Raw genomic sequence first — 18,178 nt, forward strand, 5'->3', positions numbered from 1 at the left:
CACTAAGATAAATCTTAGTGCTTTTTATTTTATACCCAAAATACTTAATAGTTTAAAATGTAATATATTGACACAATATGCTATATATTATATGATAAATGTAACATAATAATTTTTACAGCGTACAGAGACGTGCAACTGGCTGGAGTGTGATACTTTGGTCGAGTTGGTTTTTTTTTGTAACAGCTTGTAATGGCAGTAAGAAATTACTAGCAGTGTGATTAGTAAAATAATGAACGAGGTGGCACTAATGTTTGCACAAAAAAGTTTAAAATTCAAGCTTGTGGTCTTATTTACTTTATTTACTTTGTTACCTGCTTTGATTGGTTCTTTAGTTAATGCCTACTTAAATTTTTCAAGTACAAGAGATTCAACAGTTCAAGCGAACCTGAATCTAACCAAGCAAATTACTTATGCTGTCAAACGTCATATGGATAATGCTCAAGGGATAGTAGAAGGGTTAGCTTTGTCACCGACTTCTTCATCAATGGATGCAAATGCGATTAAAGAAACAATTGTTGCAATACAGCAAAAAAATCCGCAATTTGAATTAATTTTTGCTATGGACAATAATGGCATGCAGATCGCTAGGACAAGCGGAAATCTTGCTAATCGTGGAGACCGTGCATATTTTAAGGAAGCTTTGAAAGGAAATACTTTTTTCACTAATGTATACATATCGGCATTCACTAATGCTCCCTGTATTACAATCTCTACACCGATTAAGAATAAAGATGGGGCTATAGTAGGGGTTCTGGCTGCAGATGTTAGTATTAAGGCCTTGTGGGATATCGTCGAAAATAGTGTAATAGGCAAAACTGGCTATGTAGATGTTGTTGACCAAAAGGGTATAGTATTGGCTCATCCTAATAAAGAAAAAATAATGGCTAAAGATGACTTCTCAAACTACGATTTCGTTCAGAAGGCTATTAACGGTCAAACTGGATACATGGAAACTACTTCAAGTCGGGGTGACAAAACACTGACGGTATATGCTCCAGTAGAGGGCTACGGTTGGGGCGTTATTGTTCATGAACCAGTTTCAGAAGTATTTTCATCGCTAGTGTTTTCTAGTCTAATTAGTATTGCTATTTTACTGTTATCAATTGCTGCAGCTATATACGCTGCATTTAAGGTAGCGGGTAGTATTGTTAATCCTCTGAATGAACTGATAGAATCTGCGGATAGAGTAGCTAAAGGTGATTTAACACATAATATTAGTATTAAAGGAGCGGCAGAAGTAACAAAGCTAGCCGATGAATTTAACTCAATGACTGCCCAGCTTAGAGAACTTATTGTTCAGACAGCTGCTACAGCTCAATCGGTTTCTGCAGCTTCAGAACAATTATCCTCAGCGATTTACGAGGTTGGAAAAGCTTCGGAAGAAGTTGCTACTACTGTGCAGCATGTCGCTAATGGAACAGGTGAGCAAGTCGAACTATCAAATACGTCCTTCCAGGTTATAAGCAGTATGGTGGAATTCAGTTCCGACTCTGCTAAGGCAGCAGAATCGGTTGCCAATACTACCGAAGACAGTGAACGTGCAGCAAACCAAGGGGCAATACAGTCCCAAAGAGCTGTTTCAATGATGACACAAATCAGAGATGACGTTAATAATACGGCCAAAATGATCCATGTTTTAGGTGATAAATCAAGACAGATTGGGAATATAGTAGATACTATTACCGGTTTGGCAGGTCAGACAAATCTACTTGCTCTTAATGCAGCTATTGAGGCTGCAAGAGCTGGTGAGCAGGGAAGAGGCTTTGCTGTGGTTGCTGATGAAGTGCGTAAACTTGCTGAGCAATCTGAGACTGCTGCAAAAGAGATTTCATCAATAATAGGCGCGATTCAGCAAGAAACACTTGAAGCCGTTACTGCAATGGACAAGGGAAGCAAAGAAGTAGAACAAGGAGTTGCAGTAGTTGAAGCTTCTGGATCTGCATTTAGAGAGATTCATCAGGCTATCAAGGATATGAGCAGTCAAGTTAAAAATATAGTTGAACTTGCTAATCATCAAAAGTCAGGCAGTAAGGAAGTTGAGAAGGCGGTAGGGCATATCGCCGATGTCGCGAGAGCCAATGCTGCGAGTGCTCAGCAGGTAGCTGCTGCTAGTGAGGAGCAGAATGCCGCTGTACAAGAAATTTCGGCTTCGGCCCAAACGCTAGCCCAAATGGCTAATGAGTTAAGAAGTATTGTAAGTAAGTTTTCAGTTTAAAAAGCATCAAAAATATGCTTGACATAATAAAGTCCATTTGTTATAATAGTTTTTGTCGTTAGGTAATGATAAATGGTGGCTGTGGTGAAGTGGTTAACACGGCGGATTGTGGCTCCGTTACTCGAGGGTTCGAACCCCTTCAGTCACCCCAAATAACCTAGCTATATACTGGGGCGTCGCCAAGTTGGTAAGGCACGGGACTTTGACTCCCGCATGCGTTGGTTCGAGTCCAGCCGCCCCAGCCATAACATGATCCACTAGCTCAGTCGGTAGAGCACCTGACTTTTAATCAGGGTGTCGATGGTTCGAGTCCATCGTGGATCACCATTAACTTAATATGCGGGAGTGGCGGAATTGGCAGACGCACCAGACTTAGGATCTGGCGGGTGACCGTGGGGGTTCAAGTCCCTTCTCCCGCACCAATTCAACAATTTTAAGGCTTACAGGCAAACGCTTGTAAGCCTTTTTGTTTACTTTAAGACGACATTATGTGGCACTAGTGCCGTTATTTGATGAAGCCAGATTAGAGCTAAGGTTAGGCCAGAGTTACAGAAGTTATTGTTACAGCATATAATTTAACATAAAAACTTTTCTAAGGAAGGTAATATTATATGCCGAATACTAAAATTGACCGTAGCTTGATACGTACCAATTGCAGGGTTATATCAAGTCCTTTAGAACCGATATATGCAAATCTGGCCTCGGTTGACCCGCAGTCGCCGATAGTTGTTGAAAACTTAGGCGCAGCTTATTGTAAACTGGGGCAGCGATTTAATATTAATACTGGCGCGCAGAACATTGAAAACAACAGCTATTTAGTAGTACAAATTACAATTCCAGCTAATTGGGGAAAAACGTTATACTTTGACAAAATACAAGCGGGAACAAGCGGAACGTCTGTAGTAGATATTATAGCTGCATCAGCAACTACAACAGATGTTATTACCCCAGTAAATACTAATTTAGGATCGGCAAATACAACTTTACTGACTGCAGGATATGCCGTTACGGATACAAACCCAGCAACTAATAATCCATTATTAACATTCATACTGGTGAATGGGACATACGAATCAAATTTCGAGGGGGAAATCATTATACCAAGCACGACTGCTGTCCAAAACTATATCATAAGAGTATCTAATACAGGTACAGAAAATGCGACTTGTATGGCAACATTTAGCTGGTGGGAGGTGTAATTGATTTTACGATATAAGGGCATTAGTTAAGTTTTTGGTTAAATTGAATGACGAAGAGTTATAATTAATACCAAGGGACGAAAGGTAGCTTTATGTATAAGCGTAAAATACGATATCAACTTTCTTGTAGATTTTTTTAAAAAAACACTAGACAAACAAAACATGTTATGTTATCATAATACAAGTGAGAGGGCGATAAACAAAAGCCTTCAAAACATGCGGGAGTGGCGGAATTGGCAGACGCACCAGACTTAGGATCTGGCGGGTGACCGTGGGGGTTCAAGTCCCTTCTCCCGCACCACAACGTTAATTAACCGATATCATTAAAATGATATCGGTTTTATGATTTTATAGGACTTTTCGCAGCCCTGTGGTTAATCCGCAGGGCTTTAGTATTGTAGCTAAGACCAATTTTAAATTAAAGTTTAGAGTAATTATGCGCTGTTATCATGCATAAGTTTTTATTATGGTGATTGTGCTAAAAAGACACTTAAATTTAATGGTCTAACTTCATTACTAAAGGAGAAGAGCTATATGAAAGTCATTATCCTTGCTGGTGGTGGTGGCAGTAGGTTATTTCCTTTATCTCGCGTCGGATTTCCCAAGCAATTTCTTAATATCGCTGGTAATCAAACGTTACTTAAACAAACTATTTTGCGATTTAAGCCGTTTGTTAAAGCTTCAGATATTATAATTATCACAAATAAAGATTATTACCATTACGTAAATGAACATATAAAAACTTGTAATGTAGAAGGAACTCATATTTTAATTGAGCCTGAAGCAAGAAATACCGCTCCTGCGATTGCGCTAGCAGTGTGTTTTTGCCTTAACGAGTTGAAAGTTTCGGAAAATGAATTTGTTCTTGTAACCCCTTCTGACCATGTTATAGCAGATAGCAATAGTTTAAGTGATGTTATTCGCAAGTTAGAGAAGCTAGGCAGCCAGAATTACTTAGTGACATTAGGAGTAAAACCGGATAAGCCGGAAACAGGCTATGGTTATATAAAAACAGGTAAAGCCTTAGAAATTGGGTTTGTTGTCGAAGCATTTAAGGAAAAGCCAGATATCGAAACAGCGCGATCCTACATAGAAGATGGCAATTTTTATTGGAATTCAGGAATGTTTGGATTTACGATAAAATTTATTCTAAGTCAGCTTGAAGAACATTGTCCAGAGCTTTACACGCAAACTAAAGACTATAATATAATGATGGATAGGTTTTGTGAGATGCCTAATATATCATTTGATTATGCGATTGCCGAAAAGGTAAAATCGTCGGCTATGTTACCCTTAGGGCTGTACTGGAATGATGTTGGCTCGTGGGATGCCATATATGAGGTGCTTCCTAAAGATGATATGGGTAATGTTTTAAGTGGTGACTGTACAGCTATTGATTGCGAAAAAACTATGATGATGGGCAATAACCGGCTTATTACAGGTGTTGGAGTCAAAGACTTAGTTGTTATTGAAACCGCAGATGTCATTTTAGTAGCTCAAAGAGGAGAAACACAAAAAGTTAAAGATTTAGTCGCACAACTTAAGAATGTTGGGAGAACCGAAGCAAAAGAGCATACCACTAAATACAGGTCATGGGGTAATTACACTATAATTTGCAAAGGGCAGAATTATAAAATAAAAAAGATCGTCGTTAATCCCGGTCAGTGCCTGACTCTTCAGCTTCATTATCACAGAAGTGAACATTGGATCATAATTCGAGGTACGGCGAGGGTCGCGATTGGTGAAAAGGAACACTTTATTTCTGAGAACGAAAGTATTTTCGTTCCGCCATCTACAAAACATCGTTTAGAAAACCCTGGAAGAATTAATTTAGAGATTATAGAGATTCAAAATGGTAAGTATCTTGAAGAAGATGATATTGTTAGGTTTGGCGATTAATCTAACAAAGAGAAAAACCAATGATTTGGCATGCCAGAATCATTGGTTTTTTATTTTACTCAGCGCACATGGGGTCAGCTTTATTAGGAGAGACTTTAGAAATCAACACTTTATCGACTCTAACTCTATCCATATCCATTATCTCAAACCGAAAGCCATTCCATTCAAAATTTTCCGATGCCGATGGAATGTACCCTAAATATGAAATTACAAAGCCACCAACCGTCTGGTAATGATCACGATCTTCATCCGGAAGCTCATCAACATCAAAAGCTTCTTTAAACTCATCTATAGGGAATAGCCCATCTACTAGCCACGAGCCATCCTCACGCTGGGTAATTTGGGCTTCATCAGGTTCATCATTCTGCGAGATATCGCCAATGATTTCTGATAAAATATCATGCAAAGTAATAAAGCCAACGACGCCCCCGAACTCATCTAAAACTACGGCTTCGTGAGTGCCGGACTGTTTGATCGCTTCGAGTATTTTAAATGCTTTCATAGATTTAGGAATAAACATTGGAGTGCGAACAGCAGTTTCGAGATTAAGTTTATCGGATTCTATACTTGAGACAAGTAAGTCATTAGTATAGATTATGCCGACAAAATCATCAAGGCTGCCTTTTGCTACTGGAAATCTTGTATGAGAGCTATCATTAATTATTTGCAAATTATATTCAAGCGGTTCCTCAAGATCAAGCCATGTCATTTGCGTTCGTGGTGTCATAAGTGAGTAAGCTCTTAAATCGCCGAGACGAAATATCTTATCTACCATATCCTGTTCGGTTTTTTCAAAAGTTCCGGCTTCGGTTCCTTGTTCTATAAGTATTCTTATTTCATCCTCAGTTACAGGAGGTTCCAAGGATGGTTTAACTCCAATAAGTCGAAGGACAAAATTAGTTGAGTAACTTAGAAAACTCACAACAGGGGACATAAGCTTGGAGAAAGCTCGCATTGGACGAGCAAGTACAGCGGCAATAGGTTCGGGATTGTTTAAGGCGAGTTTTTTTGGAACTAATTCGCCTATTATTAATGAAAGGTAGGTTATTATTGAAATGACGATTAATAGCGCGACACCTTCACTATGATCGCCGATAAAAGGGATAGCTTTCAGTTGTGGAGCAAGCAGACTAGTTAATGTTGCTCCGCCGAAGGTACCTGTTAGTATGCCAATTAAGGTTATGCCAATCTGAATTGTTGATAAAAGCGGTGTTGGTTCTTCGGCTAAATCTAGTGCTGCTCTAGCACCTGCGTCGCCTGAATCAGCCCGTTTTTCAAGTCTTGCCTTACGAGACGAGACAATTGCCATTTCCGTCATGGCAAAAACTCCATTTGCTAAGATAAGCGCAAGTATTATAACAATTTCTAGACCTACCGTGGGTGTATCCAAGAAAAAAATCACTCCTTATTTTTGGGCGAAAAGTTATTATATTTAGTTTTTCAACCATTTTATAAAATTATATCATAGGAATGCAATTATCCAAAGTATTCCATAATAAATGAATTAAGCTAAATAAAGCCATATTACACTAGCTGCTCTATAATTTGTTTTCTTGGAGGTAATTACTCTAATTATCTTATATTATCTGGTATGTGTATAAAAATAAAGATTTAGATGTCTCGCATCTTTATAATTCGTGGGTGTAATTTAAATTTATTTGGAACTTAAATTATCTTGTTAGAAAAATAGTAAGTAAAAAAGTTTTAATTAGTTATAGCTTGATTTTAAGAATCAAAGTAGTTAAAATTGGAAATAGTAATATTACTATTTGAGAAAGGTGTTATCAATGGATCAGCTAATTAGTGTTTTACGTAATAAGGGATTCAAAATTACGCCGCAGCGCCGAGCTGTAATAAAAGCGCTTTGTGAGTGTGGCAAATTTCCGACAGCACAACATGTGTTAGAACATGTTAGGAAAAATGCGCCGGATGTAAGTTTTGATACAATTTATCGCAATTTAAGCCTGCTGGCAGATTTAGGTGTGGTACACGAAATACAGACCAAGGGAAGAGAAGGTAACGTATTTGAAATAGTAACTTCTAGCCACCATCATCATTTAATTTGCGTAACTTGCGGGATAACGAAATGCTTGGACTTTTGTCCAATTAGCGAGAATGATTTAAAGAGGGCCCAAGCAGATGGATTTGAAGTAACATCTCATTCCCTTGAATTCTACGGTTATTGTAAAGAATGCCGAAATGCCAGCTAAAATTTTTAATAAGGGTGATCATATGTTAAGAACAAGAAGACCTTTTTTACTAATGCTAATTTGTTTATTAGTTTTATTAACTGGTTGTGGAAGTAAAGTTAATCAGACCCAATCCAATATTGATAAAATGAAGATAGTCACTACCGTGTATCCTGTTTATGAATTTGTTCGTCAAGTTGGCGGAGATAAGGTCGATGTGGTTATGCTGGTTAATCCTGGGGTAGAGCCTCATGACTGGGAACCAACCGCTAAAGAACTAATGCAAATTAGATCCGCAAAGCTTTTCTTCTATCACGGTGCTGGACTGGAGCCAATGGAAAAGTTACTTACCAAGGAAGTACTTGGAACAGCTCAAGCCTTTGAGGTAAGTAAGGGCATTGCGCTTATTGAGCATAGTGATGAGAAGGATGCGCATAAGCATGAACATGATCAAGAGAAAGCTCATAAAGAAGATGAGCATAATCATGATGCTGATTCTCATATTTGGCTTGATCCTGTAGCAGCTCAGCAGGAAATAAACAATATCGCTGAGGCATTAGTTGCCGCCGATCCTGCTAATCGTGACTACTATCTTAAAAATGCCGAAAAATTTAATAGCGAATTGATAAAACTTGATCAAGAATATAGATTAGCTTTAAATAATGTGGCGCGAAGAGACCTTGTTACTAGTCACGCGGCATTTGGGTATCTTGCTAAACGTTATGACTTGCATCAAATAGCTATAATGGGTTTGTCGCCAGATAGTGAACCCACCCCAGATAAAATGGCTGAGATCGTCAACTTTTGCCGCGAAAATAGCGTAAAGTACATATTTTTTGAAACATTAGTTAGTCCCAAATTATCACAAGCCATTGCTGCCGAAACGGGAGCCGGTCTTTTGGTATTGAATCCTATTGAAAGCTTAACAGAAGATGAGATAAAACAAGGGAAGAGTTATATAACTATAATGAAGGAGAACTTGATTAATCTTAAAAAAGCATTAGATTAATGAGGATAATTCCCAAAATACCAAAAGCCGGTATGGCCGGCTTTTGGTATTTTTTTATTATGGACGTGGAAATATTGGACTGCATTGGTTTGGTCGACAGGAAGGATTACAATTGTTAGGATAGCAATTGCGAGGAGAACAGTAAGGTGGGCAGGTTGTATTTGGATAGCAGGTACTAGGATTACAAGCAGGACGGCAAGCTGGAAAACAATAACGCGGTTGACAAAAGCGCGGTCTGCAGATCGGATAGCAAGTTGTAGGATTACAAGCAGGCCGACATCTTGGGCTGCAGGATGGATTGCATTGAGAAGGCTGGCAGGCAGGGGCACAATTCGGATTACAAGGAGTTGCTGTCGGCAGGCACCCAATACCTTTGCGATCATCTACATTTGAATACTCGGCGTCAGCATCTGCCATTTCATCGAATTTGCAAGCAGATATTTCTGGAGCTTCCCATTTTGGCGGTTTTAAATTAGAATTATCAGACATTGTTAATAAGCCTCCTACTATTATTTGTCTTGAGTGTTATCATCAGACCACTTACCGGTATAGGGGTTATATAAGCATCCGGCTGAGCATGCAAGCCATCTCTTTTTATTGTCACTGCCTTGAGCGAGCGGGCGGCAATCATTACAAGCATAGCGGTATTCGCAGTCTTTACATTTATCAACTTGATCTTTGGTAGTATTCCATACATCCTTTAAAGCCTGACCGTTAATAATCTCAGATAAAGGTGTAGTTAAGACATTGCCACAAACTTTATTTCTAGCGAAGATGCAAGGAATCACGTCGCCGTTTGCAGTTATGGCAATCTTGCCGTTTAGGCAGGTATGACAGCTATTAGCTAATTGAAAGGATTGTTCATCGGTATAAAATGGCGGTTTAATTGGAGCTTTAGTATAAGAGGACGGCAATAAATCTTTGTCATCGCCTCGCCCGGTTGGGCGTACTACATCCGGCGGGGTTGGCTCAACTCCCAATTCTGAACAAAGTTTCATTATGTTTTCAGGTTGATCTTCGTTCGCTTTCATAATGATTGAGGCTATTCGCAGCTGGAGACCAGCATCGATTATTTTTTTGACTGATCTTAGCGTTTTTTCAAAGCTGCCTTTATTTAACGTAACCTTGTCATGTACTTCAGCATTGTCGGCATATATTGTCGTAGCAATGTTAACCTTATGTTGCTTAAAAAAGTCAATACATGAATCATCGATAAGAGTAGCATTTGTGAAAATTTCAATAAGCTCGTAGCCTTCTTCGTCAGCTTTAACTACTAATTCACGCCATTTCTTATACATTAGTGGCTCGCCACCTATAAGTTGGATTGCTGTTGCGCCTTGCTGTCTTGCTTCCGAAATTACACTCAGCCATCTGTCATGAGGAACTTTGTCGGTCTCTTGAACGGTTGGACCACTAGTGGCGTAACAGTGAAGGCACTTATTATTGCAGCCAGAGGTGAGTTCAAGCCATAAAAATTCGAGTTTTGGTGAAGGTGGGGATTGATCAGCTCTTAACTGGTTGTCAGTCTTAATTGCATAAAACCCACCAAGACCTTTGGCAGTTAAACCATCCAAGAACTGTAGGTAAACCTGATTTTCTGGACAAGCTGTATCTAATATAGATTCTATTTTATTGTCGCGGCAGGCTTTCAGTAATTCGACTGCACCGCCGTTTATAGAGAATACTTTGCCGCTGTTGAAATCGTATATGGCTCCTCTTTTTGCACCTGTTACTAGTTGACAGTGCTCATTAAGACGATAGAACAAATTATGTCCACTCCTTTACCCTGTAAATCTCATACATAATATGCATTAAAGCAGTTTATGTGTGCAGAGAAATTAGTGGTAAGGACGTACATGATCCGAAATTTTACATACCATGTTGACAAATGAAATTTTCATGTGTATAATAATTGGTGTCGAAACAATATAAATATGCGGAAATAGCTCAGTGGTAGAGCATCGCCTTGCCAAGGCGAGGGTCGCGAGTTCGAATCTCGTTTTCCGCTCCAGATGTTTTTTCACCCGGCAGTTATGTCTGCTGGGTTTTTTGCATATACTTGTATTTGCTAGATAATTATGGTATGATGTGTGGTATGGCAAATAAGGTTTTTTGGGACTAGATCTTTGGAAAAAGTTAACTGGCTAACCATATAAAACCTGAGAAAATGGTAATAATAATATAAAATGGGAGGACACAGTATAAATGAAGGTAACAGCGGAAAGAATAGACAATCATAAAGTAGTCTTAGAAATGGAAGTTCCTCAAGTAGAAGTAGCTAAAGCATTAGATAAGGCTTATGCTAGACTAGCGAGCAAGGTTAATATTCCTGGTTTCCGTAAAGGTAAAGCTCCTCGCAATATTTTGGAAATGCGTGTAGGTAAACAGGCGCTTCTTGATGAAGCTTTTGATATTTTGGCGCCAACTGCTTACAATAAAGCATTGGCAGATGAAAAAATCGAACCAGTTGGCCGTCCTCAAATCGAGGTTGTAACACTTGATGAAAGTCAACCTCTTGTATTTAAAGCTACTATTGTTGCTAAACCAGAAATTAAACTTGGTGAGTACAAAGGACTTAAAGTTGCTAGTACAGCAGCCGAAGTAACTGAAGATCAAATTAAAGCCCAAATTGATGGGTTATTAGATCATAATGCTAAAATGGTAGTAGCTGAAGGTGCTGCTTTAGAAAACGGCGATTTCGCAGTTATTGACTTTGAAGGCTTCATTGATGGAATTCCTTTCAGTGGTGGAGAAGGAAAAGGATATCCTCTGCAGTTAGGTTCAGCTAGCTTTATTCCTGGCTTTGAAGAACAGCTTCTAGGAGCAAAAGCTGGTGAAGAGCGTGAAGTTAACGTATCTTTCCCAGAAGACTATCATGTTAAAGAATTAGCTGGTAAAGCTTCAGTATTTAAAGTGAAGATTCATGATGTAAAACGCAAGGAATTACCTGAATTAGATGATGACTTTGCTAAAGATGTAAGCGAGTTTGATTCAGTAGAGGAATTAAAGGCCGATATTAAGAATAAATTAGAACAGGCCGCCCAAGAAAAAGCAGAGAAGGATTTCCGTACAGCAGTAATTAAGCAAGCTACTGACAACGCTTCTGTGGATATTCCTGAGGTAATGGTAGAAGATCGTATTAACCACATGATTGAAGAGCTAGACATCAGCTTGCAAAATCGCGGCATGAAGCTTGAAAACTACATGCAATATGCTAATATGGATATGGAAACATTACGTCAAAACTATCGCGAAGCTGCTCAGATCAATGTAAAAACAGATATGATGTTAGAAGCGGTAGCCAAAGCTGAGAATGTTGAAGTAAAGCCAGAAGATATGGAAGCTGAAGTAGTAGCTATGGCTCAATCATATGGCGCATCTCCAGAGCAAGTTAGCAAAATTATCCGTGAGCAAGGTCGTATCGGTGATTTGGCTGCTTCAATTATTCGTAAAAAGGCTGCTCAATTCCTTATTGACAATGCCCAAAAAGAATAATAGAACTTCGAATCATGATACAAGTTTATCAATAAAAAGCCGAGGTGGTTACCATGAATTACGTGCCAATGGTAGTAGAGCAATCTAACCGCGGAGAGCGGGCGTATGACATTTATTCGCGGTTATTAAAAGACAGGATTGTTTTTATAGGCGGTCCGATTGATGATCATATCGCGAACTTGGTAATTGCTCAATTGTTATTCTTGGAATCAGAAGATCCTGATAAAGACATTCATTTGTATATCAATAGCCCTGGTGGTGTTGTTACAGCTGGTTTAGCAATTTATGACACAATGCAGTATATTAAGCCTGATGTGTCAACAATTTGCTTAGGTCAGGCTGCAAGTATGGGGGCACTACTTTTATCAGCAGGTGCACCAGGAAAACGCTATGCTCTTCCTTATGCAAGGATTATGATCCATCAGCCGTTAGGCGGAGCTCAAGGGCAAGCCACAGATATTGAGATACACGCAAGAGAAATTTTGCGAATGAAGGAAATTATTAACGAGATGCTTGTTCGGCATACAGCACAACCGCTTGAAAAGATTCAGCGTGACACAGAAAGAGACTTTTTCATGTCAAGCGAGCAAGCAAAAGAATATGGTATTATTGATGCAGTTATTGCCCGGGGGGAAAGACGCACTGAGAGCTCTAAATAAAGAGGTGATAGCATGTTAAAGTTTGGGGATGACAAAGGTCAGCTAAAATGTTCATTTTGCGGTAAACTGCAGGAACAAGTTAAAAAATTGGTTGCTGGTCCTGGGGTATACATCTGTGATGAATGTATCGAACTGTGCAATGAGATAATTGAAGAAGAACTCAGTGATGATATCGATATGGAACTCAAAGAAATTCCCAAACCTAAGGAAATAAAGGACATACTTGATCAGTATGTTATTGGTCAGGATATGGCCAAGAAGTCATTATCTGTTGCGGTATATAACCATTACAAACGTATAAATCTTGGAACCAAGATGGATGATGTTGAACTGCAAAAATCTAACATTGTAATGTTAGGTCCGACAGGTAGCGGCAAAACTTTGTTGGCACAAACACTGGCTAAGATATTGAATGTTCCATTTGCTATTGCTGATGCTACCTCCTTAACTGAAGCCGGATATGTGGGCGAAGACGTTGAAAATATTCTTTTGAAGCTTATTCAAGCAGCTGATTATGATGTAGAAAAAGCTGAAAAAGGCATAGTTTATATTGATGAGATTGATAAGATAGCACGCAAATCCGAAAACCCATCAATAACTCGCGATGTATCGGGTGAAGGTGTTCAGCAAGCTCTTCTGAAAATTCTCGAAGGTACGGTTGCTAGTGTGCCGCCACAAGGCGGGCGTAAGCATCCTCATCAGGAATTTATTCAGATTGATACTACTAATATTTTATTTATCTGCGGTGGCGCCTTCGATGGAATCGAAAAAATTATTGGCTCTCGTACCGGTAAAAAGTCCATGGGTTTCGGGTCCGAGGTTGTCAGCAAAGAAAAGAAAAAGCTCGGTGAGTTTCTTAAGAATATCTTGCCAGAAGATTTGCTTAAATTCGGCTTAATACCTGAATTCGTAGGTCGTTTGCCAGTTATTGTTACTTTAGATGCATTAGATGAAGCAGCACTTGTAAAAATACTGCAGGAACCAAAAAATGCTCTAGTTAAGCAATATCAGAAGTTTTTAGATATGGACAATGTGCAGCTGGAATTTAAAGATGATGCACTAACTGCAATTGCTCAAGAAGCCCTAAAAAGAAATACAGGGGCTCGTGGATTAAGAGCTATAATTGAAGGTATTATGTGCAACGTTATGTACGAAGTTCCATCAAGAGCAGATGTAACTAAATGTACAGTAACTAAAGAAGCTGTGCTTAATAAAGAAGAACCGATTCTTTGTACAATTGACCGTAAATCTAAGAAAAAAGAAGAATCAGCATAAACATAAACAAAGGAGTTTTACTCCTTTGTTTTTTTATTGATAATAGGTACAAACAATGACAAATTTGTGGATGTATGATCCTGTGATATCTATACATTAATTAACTTCGCTGACCGTTTTTTCCAGGATAAAAATACTTTGTCTGCTTATACTAAAAAAGTAGATCAAAGGTTTTTAAAGGAAGGGAGGTTTTGCATCGAAGTGGATTTTGCCGTAAATATTATCACGTTTATCCAATTCTTTTTTGCGATTGTAATTGGGTTATATTTTCTAAACCTTCTTAGATCACAGCAGGGCAATAAGGTTGCAATTGATCGAGAATCACGCAAAGAGATGGACAAACTGCAGCGTCTGCGTGAAGTATCGTTGACTGAGCCACTGGCCGAAAAAACTCGTCCTACAACCTTTGCCGAAATAGTCGGGCAAGAAGAAGGGTTAAAGGCACTGAGAGCTGCGCTATGCGGCACCAATCCGCAACACGTAATTATTTATGGACCACCGGGAGTTGGCAAAACAGCCGCTGCCCGATTAGTGCTCGAAGAAGCTAAAAGGCATCCGCTTTCTCCGTTTGCATCTGCAGCTAAATTTATTGAAATGGATGCCACAACCGCTCGTTTTGATGAAAGAGGAATTGCCGATCCGCTTATTGGCACAGTTCATGATCCGATATACCAAGGGGCTGGTCCCTTAGGTGTTGCTGGTATTCCCCAGCCTAAGCCTGGTGCCGTCACCAAAGCACACGGTGGAATTTTATTTATCGACGAAATCGGTGAATTACATCACATTCAAATGAATAAGCTGCTAAAAGTATTGGAAGACAGAAAGGTTTTTTTAGAAAGCTCGTATTATAATAGCGAAGATACTAATATACCGACTCACATTCACGATATTTTCCAAAATGGATTGCCTGCAGATTTTCGTTTAGTAGGAGCTACAACTCGAACAGCACAAGAAATACCTCCTGCTATAAGATCGCGTTGTGTAGAAATATTCTTTCGGCAGCTTTTGCCAGATGAAGTTAGCCTAATTTCTCGGAACGCAGCTAGAAAAGTTGATTTTACAATTGAGGACAAAGCTATAGATGTTATCAAGAACTATGCAACAAACGGGCGAGACGCTGTTAATATTGTACAAATCGCAGCAGGAATCGCACTAAATGAAAGAGGTAAATCCATTCAAGCCAGCGACGTAGAGTGGGTTGTTAATTTTGGTCAATACAACCCGCGGCCTGATAAAAAAATCCCATTAAAGCCGCAGGTAGGCTTTGTGAATGGGTTAGCTGTTTATGGAGCTAACATCGGTACACTAATGGAAATCGAAGTTTCAGCCGTACCTAATATTTTTGGTAACGGCAAGCTTACAGTAACAGGGGTTGTTGATGAAGAGGAAATTGGGTCACCAGGCCGGACTATTCGTAGAAAAAGTATGGCAAAAGGTTCGGTGGAGAATGTTTTGACAGTGTTGTCCAATCGATATAATATCAATTTCAACAAACATGATATACATGTTAATTTTCCAGGTGGCGGACCTATAGATGGTCCTTCTGCGGGAATTACCATGGCAATAGCTATATATTCAGCGATAAAGAATATCCCTGTTGACAATAAAATAGCTATGACTGGTGAAATATCAATAAGAGGCTTTGTAAAACCTGTCGGTGGCGTAAGCGCAAAGGTTGCTGCGGCAAAACAGGCAGGGGCTCGCAAAGTGTTAATTCCTAAGGAAAATTGGCAAGATATGTTTAATGATTGTGGAGTCGAGGTTGTGCCAATTGAAACAATCGATGAAGCTATTAACCTTTCGTTTATTGACGAAATGAAGAATGAAGCTATTGAAACAATACCTAATCAGCAAGAAGTTTTAGCTGCTTCTGGAATTAACGTACAAATGCAAGGAGTTGTAAAATAAATGGATAGGATTGCACTGCTGCTTGTTATTATTGGCGCTTTAAATTGGTTACTAGTGGGTTTGTTTAATTTTGATTTGGTTGCAGCAATATTTGGCCACAATAGTTTTTTAAGCCGAGCAGTTTATAGTTTAGTTGGACTGGCTGGAATATGGTCAGTGTCACTATTGTTCAGAGATCGCAGTCGTGCTTAAATGATTTGAGCTACATACCGATGAATTTAAAAAATCGACATTCGAATTTAATTCGAATGTCGATTTAATTTGATATTTCTAACTAGGCACAAATGTTAGCCTTTGTATTACCCAGAAGTTCGCGAAACTCTTGACCGCTTATACATTCATTAACGAGAAGAATATTAGTAGTAGTCAGAAGTTTTTCTTCATATTTTTTTAGTGTATCACGAACAAAATTTTCAACCTCTTTGAGTATTAATGATATTTGGTTATGCAGTAAATCTTTCGGAACATCTTCTTGAGAAACAATACCAAGACTAGACATACCGCCGAAAATTATTTGCTTAGTATAGTCGATTGCCACTTTAAAATCGTTTGATGCACCAGTACTTCGATTTCCGAAATGCAATTCTTCTGCAAGTGCTCCAGCTAAAGCCACAGCAATTTTCCCCTTGATATAATCTACAGTATATAGATACATATCATCTGATTGGGTTTGGCGGACATAGCCCAAAGCGTTGCTTCGTGATGCTACATTTACTGACGCGACAGAACCGGGCTGAGTAATCTCGCTTAAAAGGGCGTGACCTGCTTCATGAATTGCAATGCGGCGCTTTTCTTCAACGTTTGGAATTCTATCAAGTTTTTCACCCATAATGACCTTTTCAATTGCATTTTTAAAATGGCCAGCATTGATTTCGGCGGAGTCTTCACGAAGAGCCATGATAGCAGCTTCGTTAGTTACGCTTTCTAAGTGAGCCCCTGAAAAGCCAAAAGTATCTTCAGCCACACTATTTAGCGATACGTCACCAGCAATGGGCTTATTACGAGTATGCAGTTGCAATATATGAAGGCGACCTGTTTTATCTGGTAAATCTACTCGTACTTGACGATCAAAGCGCCCTGGACGAAGAAGTGCCGGATCAAGGATATCAGCACGGTTTGTTGCGGCAATTATTAAGACGCGAATATCATCGCAATTAGATAATCCATCCATTTGTACCAGCAGCTCGTTTAGCGTTTGATCATACTCCATATTACTATTATTTTGACCTCGTTTACCGCCGAGGACTTCAATTTCGTCAATAAAGATTACAGCACTTTCTTTTTTGGATCTTTTCGCTTGCTGTTTGGCTTGATCGAATAACTGCCGGATTCTTTGAGCCCCAACGCCGACGTACATTTCAACAAACTCTGAGCCGCTTGCTGCCATAAACACTGAATCTGTAAATTGAGCAGCTGCTTTAGCTAGGAGTGTTTTACCGGTACCAGGAGGGCCATTTAGAAGAATACCCTTTAGAGGGCGAATACCAAGTTTGTTAAGACGTTCAATATCTTTAATAAATTCAAGGGCTTCACGTAATTCATTTTTAGCGACCTCTTGACCACCAATATCATCAAAATTTATTAAAGATCCAGTCAGCTCTTTTGATCCTGCAGAGGCAAAAGACTTGCTTCCTAGGCGGGATTTACTAATAAATATAAGACCGCCAATCATAGAAATAAAGAAAATGATTGGCAGTATGTCATATCCTTGTACACCTAAGAATAAAAGAAAGCTGAGTAGAATACCTGCAGCAATTTCAAATCGATACATCTACTTCACCTCCTGAACAGGCTGCCTTGGAACAACAACATACATACTGCTATTGCTATTTGTCAGCTGGACATAAATGTGCTTTGAATCGACGAATAACTGGGCATTTGTACCGCTAACCGCTGCTTTTTCCTGAATGCGCTCAGCCATTAATCCAAAATTACCAGTAACTATAGCCTCTTGGATATATAAGTGAATAGAATAATATAGCCCTTCAAGTTCTGGCGTGTGTGAATCATTTATTATAATCTGATAGTTTTTATGTCCTAAGACGTTAGTTATACGATCGTTAAGGGCTTTATAGGTTTTTTGAAGATTTGTAACATTTGCAAGAGTTACGTTGATCTTAACCGTGGTGCCGTTCTTATCGTTTTTGTTCAGGGAAGCCGATTCAACGCCTTCAATTCCCTGTGCAAGCTGCGACATAGGCTTAGTTATGGCGAACTGCTGCCACAAAAATTGTCCGCCAAACAATATAGATAAAGTTACAATTACGGTAAGCCCCACGATTGACCAGCGATATTTATGCCAATTCATGTGGTTCCCCCCTTCTAAT

At 39.2% G+C, this 18,178-nt stretch carries 15 protein-coding genes and 6 tRNA genes; 16 read left to right on the top strand and 5 right to left on the bottom strand.

Translation table 11 applies throughout. The features are described 5' to 3' along the window. Positions 1-250 precede the first annotated feature (250 nt). The 8 genes from V6C17_RS01050 (at position 251) to V6C17_RS01085 (ending at position 5,316) form a co-directional block, all read left to right on the top strand. Positions 251-2,218 (top strand): methyl-accepting chemotaxis protein, encoded by a 1,968-nt coding sequence (locus V6C17_RS01050; protein WP_333520700.1) that lies wholly within the window; start codon positions 251-253, stop codon positions 2,216-2,218. A 75-nt stretch (positions 2,219-2,293) separates the two neighbouring features. Further along, positions 2,294-2,369: transfer RNA gene (locus V6C17_RS01055), tRNA-His, on the top strand. An 18-nt stretch (positions 2,370-2,387) separates the two neighbouring features. Further along, positions 2,388-2,463, top strand: a tRNA-Gln gene (locus V6C17_RS01060). A gap of 6 nt (positions 2,464-2,469) precedes the next feature. Next, a tRNA-Lys gene (locus V6C17_RS01065) sits at positions 2,470-2,545 on the top strand. Between the two features lie 12 nt (positions 2,546-2,557). Next, a tRNA-Leu gene (locus tag V6C17_RS01070) sits at positions 2,558-2,640 on the top strand. A 189-nt stretch (positions 2,641-2,829) separates the two neighbouring features. Further along, entirely contained in the window at positions 2,830-3,417 is a 588-nt protein-coding gene (locus V6C17_RS01075; RefSeq protein WP_333520701.1) for a hypothetical protein, read from the top strand. A 218-nt stretch (positions 3,418-3,635) separates the two neighbouring features. Next, positions 3,636-3,718: transfer RNA gene (locus V6C17_RS01080), tRNA-Leu, on the top strand. Between the two features lie 233 nt (positions 3,719-3,951). Continuing rightward, on the top strand, positions 3,952-5,316 hold the full coding sequence (locus tag V6C17_RS01085; RefSeq protein ID WP_333520702.1) for a mannose-1-phosphate guanylyltransferase/mannose-6-phosphate isomerase: 1,365 nt from the start codon (positions 3,952-3,954) through the stop codon (positions 5,314-5,316). Positions 5,317-5,371: 55 nt separating this feature from the next. Here V6C17_RS01085 and V6C17_RS01090 read toward each other — a convergent pair whose 3' ends face one another. After that, positions 5,372-6,706 (bottom strand): hemolysin family protein, encoded by a 1,335-nt coding sequence (locus V6C17_RS01090; RefSeq protein ID WP_333520703.1) that lies wholly within the window; start codon positions 6,704-6,706, stop codon positions 5,372-5,374. Between the two features lie 397 nt (positions 6,707-7,103). Between V6C17_RS01090 and V6C17_RS01095 the strand changes: the two genes are divergently transcribed. Together V6C17_RS01095 and V6C17_RS01100 are read left to right on the top strand one after the other, a co-directional pair. Continuing rightward, positions 7,104-7,526, top strand: a complete 423-nt coding sequence (locus V6C17_RS01095) for a Fur family transcriptional regulator (protein ID WP_333520704.1) — start codon at positions 7,104-7,106, stop codon at positions 7,524-7,526. A gap of 22 nt (positions 7,527-7,548) precedes the next feature. After that, positions 7,549-8,514 (top strand): metal ABC transporter substrate-binding protein, encoded by a 966-nt coding sequence (locus tag V6C17_RS01100; RefSeq protein WP_333520705.1) that lies wholly within the window; start codon positions 7,549-7,551, stop codon positions 8,512-8,514. Positions 8,515-8,571: 57 nt separating this feature from the next. On the opposite strand, the gene V6C17_RS01105 is transcribed toward V6C17_RS01100, so the two are convergent. Next, the gene (locus V6C17_RS01105; RefSeq protein WP_333520706.1) at positions 8,572-9,003 is read right to left on the bottom strand and encodes a hypothetical protein; all 432 of its coding nucleotides are present in this window, start codon (positions 9,001-9,003) and stop codon (positions 8,572-8,574) included. Positions 9,004-9,023: 20 nt separating this feature from the next. Further along, positions 9,024-10,280: a radical SAM/SPASM domain-containing protein gene (locus tag V6C17_RS01110; RefSeq protein ID WP_333520707.1), complete on the bottom strand. Its 1,257-nt coding sequence runs from the start codon at positions 10,278-10,280 to the stop codon at positions 9,024-9,026. A gap of 170 nt (positions 10,281-10,450) precedes the next feature. On the opposite strand from V6C17_RS01110, the gene V6C17_RS01115 reads away from it, so the two are divergent. The 6 genes from V6C17_RS01115 to V6C17_RS01140 all read left to right on the top strand — a co-directional run bounded on the left by V6C17_RS01115 (position 10,451) and on the right by V6C17_RS01140 (position 16,043). After that, positions 10,451-10,525: transfer RNA gene (locus V6C17_RS01115), tRNA-Gly, on the top strand. Positions 10,526-10,719: 194 nt separating this feature from the next. Further along, entirely contained in the window at positions 10,720-12,009 is a 1,290-nt protein-coding gene (tig, locus tag V6C17_RS01120) for a trigger factor (protein ID WP_333520708.1), read from the top strand. 53 nt (positions 12,010-12,062) lie between these two features. Next, positions 12,063-12,668: an ATP-dependent Clp endopeptidase proteolytic subunit ClpP gene (gene clpP, locus V6C17_RS01125; protein ID WP_333520709.1), complete on the top strand. Its 606-nt coding sequence runs from the start codon at positions 12,063-12,065 to the stop codon at positions 12,666-12,668. Between the two features lie 12 nt (positions 12,669-12,680). Then, positions 12,681-13,943 carry an ATP-dependent Clp protease ATP-binding subunit ClpX gene (gene clpX / locus V6C17_RS01130; protein ID WP_333520710.1) on the top strand — a complete coding sequence of 421 codons (1,263 nt, stop codon included), beginning with the start codon at positions 12,681-12,683 and terminating at the stop codon, positions 13,941-13,943. A gap of 201 nt (positions 13,944-14,144) precedes the next feature. Then, the gene (gene lonB / locus V6C17_RS01135; RefSeq protein ID WP_333520711.1) at positions 14,145-15,851 is read left to right on the top strand and encodes an ATP-dependent protease LonB; all 1,707 of its coding nucleotides are present in this window, start codon (positions 14,145-14,147) and stop codon (positions 15,849-15,851) included. Next, positions 15,852-16,043 carry a DUF378 domain-containing protein gene (locus tag V6C17_RS01140; protein WP_333520712.1) on the top strand — a complete coding sequence of 64 codons (192 nt, stop codon included), beginning with the start codon at positions 15,852-15,854 and terminating at the stop codon, positions 16,041-16,043. An 82-nt stretch (positions 16,044-16,125) separates the two neighbouring features. Here the strand turns inward: V6C17_RS01140 and V6C17_RS01145 are convergent, their stop codons facing one another. Together V6C17_RS01145 and V6C17_RS01150 are read right to left on the bottom strand one after the other, a co-directional pair. Beyond that, on the bottom strand, positions 16,126-17,622 hold the full coding sequence (locus V6C17_RS01145; protein WP_333520713.1) for an AAA family ATPase: 1,497 nt from the start codon (positions 17,620-17,622) through the stop codon (positions 16,126-16,128). Continuing rightward, positions 17,623-18,159, bottom strand: coding sequence for a hypothetical protein (locus V6C17_RS01150; RefSeq protein ID WP_333520714.1), 537 nt, complete (start codon positions 18,157-18,159; stop codon positions 17,623-17,625). Between the last annotated feature and the right edge of the window lie 19 nt (positions 18,160-18,178).

Origin of the sequence: Dendrosporobacter sp. 1207_IL3150 (assembly GCF_036763085.1) — a bacterium.
Classification (GTDB): Bacteria; Bacillota; Negativicutes; order DSM-1736; family Dendrosporobacteraceae; genus JBAIYU01.